This window comes from Levyella massiliensis, assembly GCF_000308275.2.
Classification (GTDB): Bacteria; Bacillota; Clostridia; order Tissierellales; family Peptoniphilaceae; genus Murdochiella; species Murdochiella massiliensis_A.
Genome location: NZ_HG529492.1, coordinates 67613 through 81919, shown reverse-complemented (window position 1 = coordinate 81919; position 14307 = coordinate 67613). Strand labels below are relative to the sequence as shown.

The 14307-nt window shown below is 45.6% G+C and carries 15 protein-coding genes; 11 read left to right on the top strand and 4 right to left on the bottom strand.

The features are described 5' to 3' along the window. Window positions 1-34 precede the first annotated feature (34 nt). The 7 genes from BN98_RS07390 (at window position 35) to BN98_RS07360 (ending at window position 6943) form a co-directional block, all read left to right on the top strand. Window positions 35-1537 (top strand): YcxB family protein, encoded by a 1503-nt coding sequence (locus BN98_RS07390; RefSeq protein ID WP_019189364.1) that lies wholly within the window; start codon window positions 35-37, stop codon window positions 1535-1537. 77 nt (window positions 1538-1614) lie between these two features. After that, window positions 1615-2676: a Fic family protein gene (locus tag BN98_RS07385; RefSeq protein ID WP_019189365.1), complete on the top strand. Its 1062-nt coding sequence runs from the start codon at window positions 1615-1617 to the stop codon at window positions 2674-2676. 5 nt (window positions 2677-2681) lie between these two features. Continuing rightward, a complete protein-coding gene (locus tag BN98_RS07380) occupies window positions 2682-3356 on the top strand; it encodes a DNA alkylation repair protein (protein ID WP_019189366.1) in 675 nt (224 codons plus the stop codon). Window positions 3357-3397: 41 nt separating this feature from the next. Continuing rightward, on the top strand, window positions 3398-3931 hold the full coding sequence (locus BN98_RS07375; protein ID WP_154654978.1) for a methyltransferase family protein: 534 nt from the start codon (window positions 3398-3400) through the stop codon (window positions 3929-3931). A gap of 89 nt (window positions 3932-4020) precedes the next feature. Then, window positions 4021-4959 (top strand): alpha/beta hydrolase, encoded by a 939-nt coding sequence (locus BN98_RS07370; RefSeq protein WP_019189368.1) that lies wholly within the window; start codon window positions 4021-4023, stop codon window positions 4957-4959. A gap of 124 nt (window positions 4960-5083) precedes the next feature. Further along, window positions 5084-5470, top strand: coding sequence for an ABC transporter permease (locus BN98_RS07365; protein WP_242826689.1), 387 nt, complete (start codon window positions 5084-5086; stop codon window positions 5468-5470). Window positions 5471-5671: 201 nt separating this feature from the next. After that, on the top strand, window positions 5672-6943 hold the full coding sequence (locus BN98_RS07360) for a DUF438 domain-containing protein (protein WP_019189370.1): 1272 nt from the start codon (window positions 5672-5674) through the stop codon (window positions 6941-6943). A gap of 134 nt (window positions 6944-7077) precedes the next feature. On the opposite strand, the gene BN98_RS07355 is transcribed toward BN98_RS07360, so the two are convergent. Continuing rightward, the gene (locus BN98_RS07355) at window positions 7078-7446 is read right to left on the bottom strand and encodes a DUF488 domain-containing protein (protein WP_019189371.1); all 369 of its coding nucleotides are present in this window, start codon (window positions 7444-7446) and stop codon (window positions 7078-7080) included. Next, window positions 7439-8110 (bottom strand): Crp/Fnr family transcriptional regulator, encoded by a 672-nt coding sequence (locus tag BN98_RS07350; protein WP_019189372.1) that lies wholly within the window; start codon window positions 8108-8110, stop codon window positions 7439-7441. Before BN98_RS07350 ends, BN98_RS07355 begins: the two co-directional genes overlap by 8 nt. Window positions 8111-8291: 181 nt before the next feature. Between BN98_RS07350 and BN98_RS07345 the strand changes: the two genes are divergently transcribed. The 4 genes from BN98_RS07345 to BN98_RS07330 all read left to right on the top strand — a co-directional run bounded on the left by BN98_RS07345 (window position 8292) and on the right by BN98_RS07330 (window position 11186). Then, window positions 8292-8618: a cupin domain-containing protein gene (locus BN98_RS07345; RefSeq protein ID WP_019189373.1), complete on the top strand. Its 327-nt coding sequence runs from the start codon at window positions 8292-8294 to the stop codon at window positions 8616-8618. Between the two features lie 594 nt (window positions 8619-9212). After that, window positions 9213-9725 (top strand): NUDIX hydrolase, encoded by a 513-nt coding sequence (locus tag BN98_RS07340; RefSeq protein WP_019189374.1) that lies wholly within the window; start codon window positions 9213-9215, stop codon window positions 9723-9725. Continuing rightward, window positions 9715-10464, top strand: coding sequence for a nucleoside phosphorylase (locus BN98_RS07335; RefSeq protein WP_019189375.1), 750 nt, complete (start codon window positions 9715-9717; stop codon window positions 10462-10464). The genes BN98_RS07340 and BN98_RS07335 overlap by 11 nt, the downstream gene beginning before the upstream one ends. 62 nt (window positions 10465-10526) lie before the next feature. Then, window positions 10527-11186 (top strand): SIMPL domain-containing protein, encoded by a 660-nt coding sequence (locus BN98_RS07330; RefSeq protein ID WP_019189376.1) that lies wholly within the window; start codon window positions 10527-10529, stop codon window positions 11184-11186. A gap of 58 nt (window positions 11187-11244) precedes the next feature. Here BN98_RS07330 and BN98_RS07325 read toward each other — a convergent pair whose 3' ends face one another. Continuing rightward, window positions 11245-12720, bottom strand: coding sequence for an AcpB/EbpR/MafR family transcriptional regulator (locus BN98_RS07325; RefSeq protein WP_019189377.1), 1476 nt, complete (start codon window positions 12718-12720; stop codon window positions 11245-11247). Next, a complete protein-coding gene (locus BN98_RS07320; RefSeq protein WP_019189378.1) occupies window positions 12717-14282 on the bottom strand; it encodes an AcpB/EbpR/MafR family transcriptional regulator in 1566 nt (521 codons plus the stop codon). Before BN98_RS07320 ends, BN98_RS07325 begins: the two co-directional genes overlap by 4 nt. Window positions 14283-14307 lie beyond the last annotated feature (25 nt).

The window sequence follows — 14307 nt, the reverse complement described above, 5'->3', positions numbered from 1 at the left end:
TATCGCCTTATACATTTTAACAGGGGCATGCGAAATGGCAGAGTCATTGACGAAAGAAAAACAGAATAAGGATCGGATCCCCCCGGATGGAGAAAAACCACTCTATTGTGCATCGTATGGACAGACGTGGGAAAACTATCGTAGGATGAACGAGGAATTGTACCGGCAAAAGGTCCGGCAATTGGCGGCGTCCCTCTTTGCCATCCTAACCGTTGTTGGAACGGCCTTTATGGTAGCGGAAAAACTGCGGCTTTTCGGATGGATCAGCTATGGTGTTGCCCTTCTATTTCTTGTTGCGATTCCGCTTGTCTGGAGACACAGCCTCCGCACGCAATTCCAGAGTGCCCATATTGAGAGTGATAACGAATGGAAGTATGCCTTCTATAAGAATGCATTTACGCTGAATTCCAAAAATACGACAACCGTGCGAAACTATGCGGATCTCTACCGCATTGTTGAAGGTGCGGAATATATTTATCTGCTACTGGAAAAGAATCATGCGCTTCCGGTTCCGCGCGATCAGGGAGAGCGTGACAAACTGCTTTTGCGCCAGAGGAAGCAACAGGATAAAAACAAAATTGCACCGGTCCTTTTCTGGTTTTCTGTACTCAGCGGAATTCTAACGGCATTTTTCGGGATAACCGCGGGACGCCTTCCGAACCAATGGCTGCTGCAGACCTGGGCCTTTGTCCTCTGCGTGGCAATGCCCGTTGTCTGGATGCTCACGACCGTTCTGACGGGCATTTCCTGGAATTGGTATTACATTCCTTCTGTACGGAAGAAAGGCGGGAGAATTGTACTTCGTGTGCTTTCCGTTCTGCTTTGTGCCGTTCTTATCCTGAGCCTTGGCCTTGTGGACTTCCTATTGCTGCTTTTCCGCTATCCGGTGAAACAAAATGAGAATGGAACCTACACCGAGCACGTGGATGATTCGTATTCCCCCTTTGCGTATTATCTGTATCAGCCCGAGGGACCGTTTTTCTTGCGCTATCTTCGCCCCATGACGGATGCAAAAGATACGGATCCGAACCTTAGTGAATCTGCATGGTATCAACGACTGCGCAGTCACAGTCGCAAAGAGACTGAGGCAGATGCGGCAGGACCGGCGGATGGGGGAACTTCGGAAAATCCGGCAAGCGATAATAATTCGAACGCACAGCATTCCACAAACGCGGATTCCGAAGCCGAGCAGATCCGAAACGGAGCGCTGAAGATTTTTGATGCGTACTTTGCGTCAAAAGGCGCTACTTTCCGGGAGAACTATACAGCCAAAGGAAACGCGTACTTTATCCTGCGGGAAAGCGATGCAGCCATTACGTATTTGCAGTATGACCGGGATTCGCAGAATGGACGCTGCGGTCTCTATGTCCTGTGGAAGGCTTCCAAAACGGCAGAGGGAAGCTGGTCTCCTATTGATGCGCAGATGCAGAACACCTATGCCTATGAATACCGCACCGGGGCCCTTGCTGAGAGCGGCAAGACGGACTGGTCCGACGCAGGAAGCGAAGAGTACTGGAAACTTACGGGAGAGCCATGATTGTCCAATAGAGCAATTTACGTCCAAAATGAAGTATAATTGGACGAAAAGGAATTGGCTGGACGAAAGGAGTGCGAATGAGATCGTTTGATTACAGCAGGCTCTATGACAAGGCCTGGGATACCGATATTCTAAATCTCGTTGCAAAGATTCACGAGCGCAAAGGAAGACAGGATTTATTTATCCGTCAAAAGCCTGTGGAGTTGGATCGTTTGGTTGAAATCGCAAAGATACGGAGTACAGAAGCATCAAATAAAATTGAAGGAATTGTTACAACAAGCACTCGTCTGAAACAGCTTTTTGAGGAGAAAACAATTCCCAGGAACCGAGCGGAAGATGAAATCATGGGTTATAGAGATGTCCTGAATACCATTCATGAGAGTAATGCGTACATTCTGATTCGTCCGTCGTACATCCTTCAGCTTCATAGGGATCTTCTGAAAAGGGCAGGATTCTCATACGGCGGTCAGTTTAAGAACGTTCAGAACTATATCAATGAGACAAAGCCAGATGGAACGGTGGTCACAAGGTTTACACCGATTGCTCCTTGTGACACACCGGATGCTGTAGAGAATCTGTGCAATGCTTATGAACAGGCCATTGCAAATGAAAAAATAGATTCTTTGTTATTGATTCCGATTTTTATCTGTGACTTCCTCTGCATCCATCCGTTTAATGATGGCAATGGAAGAATGAGCAGGCTGCTTACATTGCTTCTCTTGTACAAGACTGGATATCATGTGGGAAAATACATAAGCATTGAAAAGCAGATAGAGAAAACAAAGGATCGCTATTACGATACGCTTGAAAAATCCGATGCTGGATGGCATGAAGAGGAGAATGATCCGACGCCATTTATCCGATATATGCTGCAGGTAATTTTGGCATGTTATACAGAATTTGAAGAGCGTGTAGGATTAATGGCGGAAAGTGGCAGTACTGCATACGACATTGTCAAAAAATATACCGAGGAAAAAATCGGCAAGTTTAGAGGAGCAGATGTTGTTGCGCACTGTCCGAGCGTAGGAAGGTCTTCTGCGCTGGCAGCATTGAAAAAACTAACCGAAGAAGGACGTATCATCCGAGAAGGTTCGGGCAGAAGCACATTTTATGTTCGTGCAGACAGTAACGGAGAATAGACGAAGTGCATATCACAGAAGAACTATTTGCCTTGCAGGATGTTGCCTATGCAGACTTTCAGGCAAAATTGACGCCGAATATTCCAAGAGAGCGGTTTATAGGAGTCCGAGTTCCAGAGGCCAGAAAGCTTGCCAAAAGGCTTGCTCAGGAACCGGAAGCCGCGATATTTCTGCGCGATTTGCCGCATACCTACTATGACGAAAATATTCTCCACAGCCTCCTTCTTTCGGAAATGAAGGACTATGATGCCTGCATTGCAGCGGTTGATGCGTTTTTGCCATATGTAGATAATTGGGCGGTTTGCGATATCTTGTCGCCCAAGATTTTCAAGAAGCATAAAACAGCGCTTTTGGAAAAAATCAAAGAGTGGTCTGCATCGAAAAAGACATATACCTGCCGCTTTGGCATTGAGATGTTACTGTCTCACTTTTTGGACGAAGATTTTAAGCCTGCCTATCTGGAAATACCCGCTTCGGTGCATCGTGAAGAATACTATGTTCGCATGATGACGGCATGGTTCTTTGCCACCGCTTTGGCAAAGCAATGGGATGCGACCATAGATTATTTGGAAGATCGTCGCCTTGACACATGGACGCACAATAAGACAATACAGAAAGCCCGGGAAAGTAAGCGCATTACACCGAAACAAAAAGAGTATTTAAAGACACTGAAACGATAATAATTTTCACCGTATTGAAATGCCATAAAATCAGAAATATAATGTTAGCAAAGACTAACATAAGAAAGCAGGAACAGGCGATGAAAAAACATGATCATTTACCAATTTTCGGCGTAGGACCTGTGTATGTTGTTTCCATTTTATTGCCGACGCTTGGGGCGGTGCTTTTAAGGGATCATCCTGCATTGACATCCGGGAGGCTGACTTCTTTACGACCATTGCTCATGTGTATTGGCGCGCTTTTCATTACTTTGTCTGTGTTTATATGGATACAGGCGGTCATCGTATCAAAACTGGATGAGAATATTAAAAAGAATCATCTCGTGACCTCGGGAGTGTATGCCTGGGTCAGGCATCCGGTTTATTCTGCTTTTATGCTTCTTTGCACCGGAATGCTTCTTATTGCCGGCAACGCCTGGTTTTTTATTCTTCCCTTTCTATACTGGGGGCTTTTGACGGTGCTCATGCAGCATACCGAGGAAAAATGGCTGAAGGATCGGTATGGCAATGCCTATAAGGAGTATTGCAGGCGCGTTAACCGTTGTTGGCCGTGGATGCCGAAAAAAGCAGAATAGAACCGGAGAATAGAACCGGAGGATTCATAAAGGTAGATAAGAAGAGGGATCTTTCCATTCAACACGTATTAAAAAACGGAGGTGCAAAAATGTCTTTGACTTATAAAATCGCGGCAGGCATAGTCAGACTTTTGGGCGTGAAAAAAATATTCAGAAAGTCCAAGAAAGATATCCTGGAATATGCAAAGAAACAAAACGCAAAGTCTGCTTTTGACATGGACAAAGCGATGGAAAGGGCTCGCAGAAAAAAGTATTTTCTCTTTGATCAAAAAGTGATGGGACATAGGGTTCTGACGTATCAAAAAAATGAAACTCCGGCAAAAGGAGCGGTGCTGTATCTTTTTGGCGGAGGCATGATTACGGGACCGGATCAATTGGATTTTTCTCTTTCCGAAAGAATAATGGAAAAAACAGGAAAAGATGTGTGGTTCCCATTTTATCCTCTTTGTACAGCAGATCAGAATATAAAGAAGACGTATGACGTTTGCTTGGAAACGTATAAAAAGATGACAAAAACATATGAGGCGGACAAGATAGGAGTATTGGGCTTCTCCTCAGGAGCATGCTTGGCTCTTGGAATTTTTTTACATAACAATGCCTTAGGCCGGCCTTTACCCATGCCCGGCAGGATCCTTGCGGTTTCTCCGGGCGGACTTCCCAGAAAGAATTCTGCTAAAAGTAAAGAGCTTTGGGAAAAGATAGAAGCCCTCAACGCAAAAGATATCCTGCTTGATCCGGCCTACTTCCATACCGCCAGGGAAATCCTGGAGGGAAATGAAGATGTGCCCGAATATATGCTGGATGGGACATGCGGAGACTTTTCGGATTTTCCAAAGACCTATTTTTATTACGGTGAAAATGAATGCCTGTATGCTTTTGCGGAGTATTTTGAAAAAGCGATGGATAAATACCATGCCCCACATGAGAGGATTGTAGGCGAGGGGATGTGTCACTGCTATCCGTTGCTGCGCTTCTTTAGAGAAGGCAGAGAGGCGCAGGATAAAATGATTGCATTGTTGCAATTCTAAGACAGGTACGCAAAGAAGGGATGGGAAGCCCATGCTTTTACTGGAAACCGTCATTTTGTGTTCTGCGTTTTTCGTGTTTTGTTTTTTAGGCACCGGCACGGACGAGAAAAATTTGAGGAATTACATGTCCTATCCGGATGAAGTGCAAAAGCGAATCCAAGAGATCGAAGAATACCGTGGTAAATATAGGGAAACAAGCAAATTCGCCACATGGATGGCCAATTTTCTAATCTTCACCGTTTTGTTTTTCGCTTTAGGAATCAGAATCCGTCAGCCGAACTTTCAGCATAACTTTATGAGCTTGCTCTTTTTAGGTGAAACGTTAAATGCCTTTGACCTTATCGTTATTGACCTCTTATGGTGGAGAAATACGAAGCGGATTCGACTCGTAAAAATACCGCAAAAGAAACTCTACCAGAATCCTAAAAAGCACATACAAGCTTTTCTAAGAGCACTGGTTCTGTATTTTCTTGTCGCACTGCTGGACGGATATCTTTTAACTCTGTTTTGATCAAGCATCAAAATAGAGCAATCGGACATCACATGTATTCGTCCCCGTTTTAACAAAACTTCAACTACGCAGCCGCAGCGTGACTGCCATTACGCTCGTTATTACATAAATGGTACTATTTGCAAAACATGTTGTTATAGCAACATAAAGAAACGTGCGCACAGGATAAAATCAAACTAAAAGGAAAAGGAGTATGTCATTATGGCAAAGAAACTGGATTGGAATAAAGAAGAAACAGCAGCAGGCCATTCTTCCGAGAACAGAACGGAACAACTCAAAGCCTATTTGAAAAGGCTGGGGGAAGGGGAAGATCTGGAAGAGGTAAGGGCAGACTTCGTCCGTGCATTCCGCGAAGTCGACGCTTCCGAGATCATGCAGGCGGAGCAGGAGTTGCTGGCGGAGGGCACGCCACTTTCCGAGGTGCAGCGCCTATGCGACGTCCATTCGGCCCTTTTCCATGGCGCAACGATAGAGGAGAGAATCGCCAATGCCGAAAAAGAAGTGGAAGCCTCATTAGAAAGGAAGAAGGCTCGGGACAAGAGTGCCCCTGTGCAAAACGGCACCGATGAACAAGGACTCGCTGCCGTGATGGGAGAAAAAATCGGGCATCCCTTGTACACACTGACGAAGGAAAACAATGCGCTTTCCCAGTTGCTTGCAAAATTTAAGAAAAAGCGTGATGGCTCTCTTCTTCCCTCCATTCGTGAACTTTCCATCCACTATGCAAAGAAGGGCGATCTGCTCTATCCTCTGCTTAAGGTAAAATATGGCATATCCGGCCCCTCCGATGTGATGTGGACGGTGGACGATGAAATCCGTGACGAGCTGGGGGTACTTGCGAGAGAAAAAGAGCATGACGAAGAATGGAATGTCCGGCTTGACGCCGTACTGGCTCGCGCAGAGGAGATGATATATAAAGAACAGAACATTCTGTTTCCCATTTGTGCAGCGCATTTTACGGAAGAAGAATGGTACGGTATTTATCGGGATTCTAAGGATTATGCGGTCTGCTTGGGTGTAGAAAAGGAAACATGGGAAGAGGCTGACAACGCAGGAACGATTCCATCTGCTGTCACAGAGGGCGAAATTGTCATGCCGGGCGGACACCTGACCATGGAACAGCTTACTGCACTTTTGAACACGATCCCGATGGAAATTACTTTTGTCGATGCCGACAACATCAATCGCTTTTTCAACGAAGGGCCGAAGGTATTCAAGCGTCCCTTTATGACGATTGACCGCGATGTGTTTTCCTGCCATCCGCCGAAGATTGAACCGATGGTACGACAAATCATTGATGATTTCCGAAATAACCGTCGCGACGAGGTTTCGGTTTGGATGAAGAAAGGCGGACGAACCATGCTCGTCCAATATTTGGCGGTAAGGGATGCTGCCGGCAAGTATATAGGCACGGTTGAGCTTGTGCAGGATATGGAATTTGCCAAGACCCATTTTCTTGGAGAAAAGGAATAAGCCCGTGTTAAAACAGAAGGTTCCCTGCTGCGATGATTCAGTGGGGAACCTTTTGTTGCAGGGATTGCGTGTTCAGTGAGAACAACTGCGTTAGAGAGTTTCCACGAGGTCGTCGATTTTGCTTTTCCTGTTTTTTAATCCTGGATCTGTTCTTCTAACCATTCTTTTATAACGACGGCTTGATTGTATTGCTCGTTTTTTGCGGCATAAAGAAGGGTTATGTTTTGATCTTTTATCTCTCGCAGACAGAGATTGCTTAATTTTTGTGATGCCGGATTACTGGTCAATTCCTGTCTGTATCTTTTTTTAAACGCATCGAATTTTACCGGATCATGAGAGAACCATTTCCGAAGTTCGTTTGAGGGAGCAATTTCCTTAGCCCATAAATGAATTTGGGCTTTTTCTTTTTTGATGCCCCGCGGCCATAGTCTATCCACAAGAATACGGAAACCATCTGTTTCGTTGGCCGGCTCATAAATCCGCTTGCATTGTAATTTATTCATAAAGACATGGTCCCTTCAATGTAAATCTATTTTTATGATAAGTAAGTAATCCCTCCTCCTGCATTCTGGACAGCTCTTTCGACATAGAACTGCGATTGACAGCGAGGTAGTCCGCCAGTTGCTGACGATTAAACGGGATGGTAAAGTGTGGTGTTCCATTTTCCAGTGCTTGCTCGGACAAGTAGGATAGCAGCCTTTGCCGCAAAGAATAGGGAGCGGTGTGCATCATGCGAGCTGATAAATTCAGATTTTCCTGCGCGGAAATCCGAAGCATATTCTTAATGAGGCGGGTATGGAAGGCACAAGCGCGAGAGCAGGTAGTCAGTATATTCTGCATATTTAAAAAAAGCACTTGTGTTTCTTCGCAGGCAACGACCTCACAGAGGAGCTCTTTTCCGGGAATAGCGGCATAGTTTTCTGCAAAGACCTGTCCTGCTCCAACATGGGCAAAAATATTGCAATTTCCCCAATAGAAATTAACGACTATATTGACACTGCCAAATTCCACTAGCCCGATCTCGTTGACGGGTAATCCTGCCCGGAAGATGATCTCTTCCTTTTGAAATTTACGCTCATTTGCTCCCAGACAGGGGAGCAGCTCGTTGATTTCGCTTTCACTGATGCCATAAAATAGTTGTGTCGTGGTCAGAAAAAAAGTATTCATGCAAACCTCTATTCCGTTGCCAAGGCAACGTATTTGTTGCTTACATTCTACTATAATCAAAGCGGGAAATTAAAATAAAAGAAGCCGATAGCATACAAAAACGATCCCATGAAATGATAACCGAAGAAGCTATGGTCTATACGTGGCCTATACGGAGGCATTAACAAGAAAGGATGATCTTATGAACGAAAGAATCAAAGCAGGCGAAGTTTTCAAATTGGTTGATCTTGTTCCATATGCAGAAGGAAAGGTCGTCAAAATGGATGTGGAGCACAATGACAAGATGAAGTGTATCCTTATGGCCTTTGATGAAGGCGCGGGACTTCCCGAGCACGCCGCTCCTGGCGAGGCGCTCCTTTTTGCTTTGGACGGCGAAGCGGTGATTGCATACGAGGGAAAAGATCATCCGATCAAGGCGGGCGAAAATTTCCACTTTGCAAAAGCCGCTCTGCACGCGGTTAAAGCAACAAAGAAGTTTAAGATGGCGCTTCTTCTTATAATGGAATAGCGATATCCGCCTCGGTTCGTTGTGAAGACCACGATGTTCGAAGGATGATTGCATGGTTCTTTGCCACCGCTTCGACAAAGCAATGGGATGCGACCATAAAATACATGGAAGATCATCGCTTCGATACCTGGACGCACAATAAGACAATACAGAAAGCCCGGAAAAGTGCCTGACACCGACATAAAAAGAGTATTTAAGACGCTGAAACGATAACAAAGTTCCGTTTATTGAAGTCGGTCAATCGGGTGGCGAGCTATTCCGGGTGGTTTTATTTCTTCATCATTTAGTGGGGACACCGCGCCCTAGCTGAAGTTAGAATTTGTTGTTTGCCAGGGTCGTGTATACCGAAACCGTTCCTGGATGTACGCCAAAACTACCATTGCTGGGGACGCACGCTACGAATTCCATGATGGAACGTATGATTTGTACATCCAACCACTGAATGATGAAATTCGCTTCCTTACTCAATACAAGAAGAAACAATTGACTCATTTGCACGATGTAGACTACACTCATTGATAATTGGAATTCACAAAACAACGAAAAAAACAACAGTTGCAATCCCTATATCAGAAAAAGGACAGGACAAAAACAATGGAACAAGATTGTGCCCTGAGAAATGAAAAAAAGGCCTTTCGATATCGAGCAGCCGCCATTATCGTCGAAGACAATTGCGTATTGTTTGCAGGAAATGAAGTAGATGATTATTTCTATTCTGTAGGGGGAGCCGTCCACATGGGAGAGACGGCCGAAGAAGCGGTGAAAAGAGAAGTTTTGGAAGAGACGGGCGTTTCCTATGAAGTGGATCATCTGGCGTTGATCCATGAGAATTTTTTCATTGGCAGTTCCGGCTTAAAAGGCGTCGAGTGCCATGAGCTTGCCTTTTATTATTGGATGAAACCAATGGGCAAAAGAGTGTTTATGAGCCAAAGCCGTACCATGTCCGGGGTGAAAGAGACGATGTATTGGATACCAATTGATGAACTGGATAACGTTAACGCCTATCCATCGTTTATGAAAGAATTTCTTCAAACACCGCATACAGGTGTTGCGCATATCATTACGGATGAAAGGGAGTACGGTAAAAGGCAAGATCATGATAATTGATAGCTATGATAAAGACACTGAGGCCATTATTAGCCTAAAAGATTTCTACGGTGAAAAGAAAACGTTAATCGAAAAATGTTTGATCACATTTTCAGAAAGCATACTGGACTATCTGCTTGAACAGTTTGAATGCCAAGAAATCGGGAAGGTAAACTCTTGCAATGGCGCAATGCCGATATATAAAAGCGAATATAAAGGGCAAGAATTTGCCTTCTACTTATCGAGGATAGGATCCGCTCCGGCGTCTTCGCAATGTGTAGAAGTGAACTGGCTTACCGGCGCCAATCAATTTATTATGTTCGGTTCCTGCGGAAGTTTAGACAGGAAAAAGACTTTTGGAAAGTACATCATTCCGACTGAGGCCTATAGAGGTGAGGGGGCTTCTTATTATCATGCGGCTCCTTCCGACTATCTGACCATTCCTAACCATGATACAGTGGAAGCGTTTTTTAAGAAAGTAAAAGCTCCCTATACGAAAGGCAAAGTCTGGACGACGGATGTGATGCTTCGGGAGACGCGCGGGCTTGTCGCAAAACGAAAGGCGGAGGGATGCATCGCCGTGGAGATGGAACTTGCCGGGGTACAGGCAGCCTGTGATTTTTATGGATTTGAACTGTATCCTTTTCTCGAACCCGGAGATGTCTTAAATGAGAGTTCTTATGAAGTCGAGGGGCTTCCTCGTGCCAACCATGATATGCAAAAGCTCTATTTGGCACTGCAATTATTATCAGAGATATAAAGTAAGGGACGCGATAAGGATTGAAAGTATAAGCACGGAACCGATTTTAAGGAGGAAAAACAATGGGAAGAACGATCAAAGTGACCGGAAAGGGCAGTCTTTCGGTTAAGCCGGATACCATTTGTTTGGCTATTGAGGCAGAGGGTGTTTATTCGGAGTATGAAAAAGCGATACAAGAATCCGCCGATCAGACAAAAGTACTGAAGGAATCCTTGGAAAAATCCGGTCTTTCCGGAAAGGATCTCAAAACAAAACATTTTTCCATTCAATCCGAATATGAAAGCTATCGGGACAAGAACGATGATTATAAGAGAAGGTTTATAGGCTATAAGTTTACGCATCATACCGAAATTAAATTCCCGAATGACAATCGACAACTCGGTCGCACACTGTATGCCCTGTCCCATTGTCCCGTGAAAGTCGAATTTACCATCCATTACACCGTCTCCCATCCGGAGGATGTTAAAAACGAGCTTCTTAAGAAAGCCGTTGCCGATTCTCGAGCGAAAGCGGAGATTTTGGCCGAGTCTGCCGGGGTGAAACTGGGAGAGATTGAACGCATTGATTATTCTTGGGGAGAGTTACAAATCGTTTCGCACCCTGTTGAGGGGTTCATGACAAAATCCTTACTTGCTACACCCGACGACGCTTACGATATTGATATTGAAGCGGACGATATTGATGTGGATGACACGGTGACGATCGAATGGACGATTGAATAGAAAGGGCTGGCTGGCAAGGAGACAAGGCGACTGGCCCCCCACGCCGCCTACGTCAAAATCAGAGTCGCGCCGAGATGGCTTTCGACAAGGCGGAATAGGCGGCGTAGGAATCGATGCCGTTACAGAAAACGGTGGGAATGGGACTGTCGGCGATTTTGAAGTTGGACACCAGAAGATCGTAGCGGGAAAGGTCTATGGCGTCCAGAAAGATGGGCGAATCCTTGGGAATACTGACTTCCGCGATGCTCCCAAAGTAAAATAGAATTTGGGATCGAAGGGAAAGAGCATGAAAGGAAGAAAACTTACTGATGACCAGAATTTTGATTTTTCGGGGCTTTTGAACAAGCTGGTTGCTCAGGTTTTCCCATGTGGACCAGATGACATAGAACACGTAGCCCAAAAAATCGGGGTCGACGGAAAGATCGAATAGTTCATTTTGCGTGCGAATGATCCGCAGAATTTGGTTGCAGACGCTGGGGAACTTTACGCGAATCGACTCCTGATAAATGCGATAAGGAGAATACAAAAAGGAACGACTGACGGTTTTGCCGAAGGTGCCCATGAGGGCATTGTAGAGAGCAAGGATTAAGGCACTCTCGTTATCCAGCTCCACCGGAAACTCCTGACACAGATAGGCGATCAGCTTATTGATGTAGAGAAAGAGATTGTTGGCAAGGGGGTCTCTTGTCGTCAGGTCCAGAAGAACTTCAAACGACTCGGCGTCCCGATCGCTGACGAAGGGGGCAAGAAGCTCCTGACAAAAGCGGACATCGTCGTCTTCCTTTTCCACAGGGAAAAAAGAGAAAGAAGAGCGAATGCCTTTCGCGATAATTGCCTTTGCCATCTGCTGCGCTCGTGTATTTTGCATAAGATTCTCATCCGGAAGGCGGAACCCTTGCGAAAAGCGTTGCAGCGTTACCGCTAATTGGATATGAAAGCATTCATAATAATGAAGGAACTTTTTACCGTACTCCATGGGGAGCGTCTCATTCAGAAAACGGGAAAGTTCTTTTTTTGAAACCGCCGGGAAAGGCCACTCATAAAGAGAATAGCGTTCTTTGAAGAAACTCGTATAGAAGGAACGGACTTCGGCTTCCTCTCCCGTGAGCACGAGGGGGTGCGTCTCCAGATGTACCGCATAGGAGCCGGACACCGCACTATTAAATTGCTCTACCCAGCGATAAATCGTGGACGGGGAGACATATAAGTCGTTTGTCATAGCTGCGACATCCAAGTCCGAATGAAAAAACACTTTTTCCAAGAGAGAACAGATGGGATCCTGTTTCATGACCAGAGAAAAAACATCCGGATAGGAATTTCCATTTTTATACACCAGGCGAATCTTGTTGTCCCGTTCAATTTGAAAAATAGTCGAAAACGTCGTATTGGCCTGAAGAATATCCATCAATAGGGTCGTTGCCGGACAATCCAATGCCTCCGCAGCAGTATTGATATCCAACTCCCCGTCATGGACTTCAAAACAGGTAATCAAGTCCAAAAGACGTTCCATTTTTTTACTGACCAAGCCTTTCATACGAAATAACCCTCCTCATGCGTTTTCGCTTTGGCCACGATCGCACGGCGAAGTGCAAGCATATCCTTTTGATTGGGATAAAGAGTATAAAGAACCAATTCGCTGGCTTCCTTGGTCCAAGGAAGATCATTCGCATCGTTTTCGCAATCCGGAATCGAAAAGTTGGACCAAACAATATCGTAACCCGCGTGAAGAAGCTTGGGACCATTAAATCGAGGTCCCTCAAAAATATCAATGCGAAGAGGCAGATAGGTCTGCATTTCCACCATTTCCCGGAGCGTCTGCGCGTGTTCCTGCCCCATGGAAGAAAGGATGAGCAGGGAAATGGGTTCGGCTGGTGACAGCTGTCGGTAAATCAAACGTCCCCACTTCATAAACAGATAAAAGACACAACTGTCCACAAGCGGCTCCATGACCGGAAGATTCATGTGGATGAAATAGCCGCGAATCTTATTCTTAAGGTCCAACGGCAGACCGGTTACGTTTCGGCTGAGCCATGCGTGAAAGTGGTCGTCGTTCATCGTGAAAAACGGCGCCATATCCGGTTCCATGTACTGACAATACAACGTGTTATGCAGCTCACGAAGGATCTCATGGCGATCTTTCGGTTTAATGCCGTATGTCTTTTCCAGCTCATACAGCACCTTAATCAGATAGAAAAAAGATTTATTGATTTCCGGATCCGCACCCGCCTGGTCCAAAAACGAACGGTAGGTAAGGCAAAACCCTTTGCGAAAGAACAGAGAGAAAAGATAGAGGAGTGAGGTGCGCGTCATAGGGAAGGAGAAGACCGTCTCAAAATGCTTCACCTTATCCACGATTGCTTGCAAGTTAGGAGGAATATCGGTTACTTCCTGCGCACGAGAATTCGTTAAATTTTTGTCGAGGGGGGGTGCTATGGTAAAGTCTTCCGTCTTCCGACAAGTTTTGGCCCAAATCATAGAGAGAACCACATAGAAGCACAGCATCCGAAATTCTGAAAAATGGATTACCATGTGAACAGAGTTCAGGATTCGCGATAGAAACTCTTCCACCTCTTGCCTGGGGTAGTCCGTAAAAGGCCAGTCATCTATGCGCGTTTGCTTGCATAGAAAAATCGAAGAAAACAGGAGCACGTGCGTTCGCTCCCCTTCCAAATGGAACGGATTCGAGGCAATGGAAATGCCGAGTTGCGGAAAAAACGAGGTATTAAAGATCTTTATGTTTCGATAGAGGGAGGCCTCAGACATCGTGGCCAATTTCGTCAATTCCGACGTAGGCGTTTCGGGATAAAGAATAAGGGCGCGCAGCAGACGAAAAATGGGCTCGCGCTTCAAAATCATGCGATACACATCGCGCAGATTAAACCCGGGCCGATAAGCGATCGAAAGCAAATCACCCGTCATGGTGATCTCTACCGGTGTCCAGGCGCGGTTGATCACCAGGACGTCGTTAGCCAATGTTCGGCCGCTGGTGTTCAATGCACGGGCGAGCTCTTGTATCGATTGTGGCGAAGCAAGACTCGTCAGCCTTTCCACCAACTGAAGCCTGCGATCTAAAACCGAACCAACCAAATAATGCATGGATTCTCCCCTTCCTCGTTCTTCC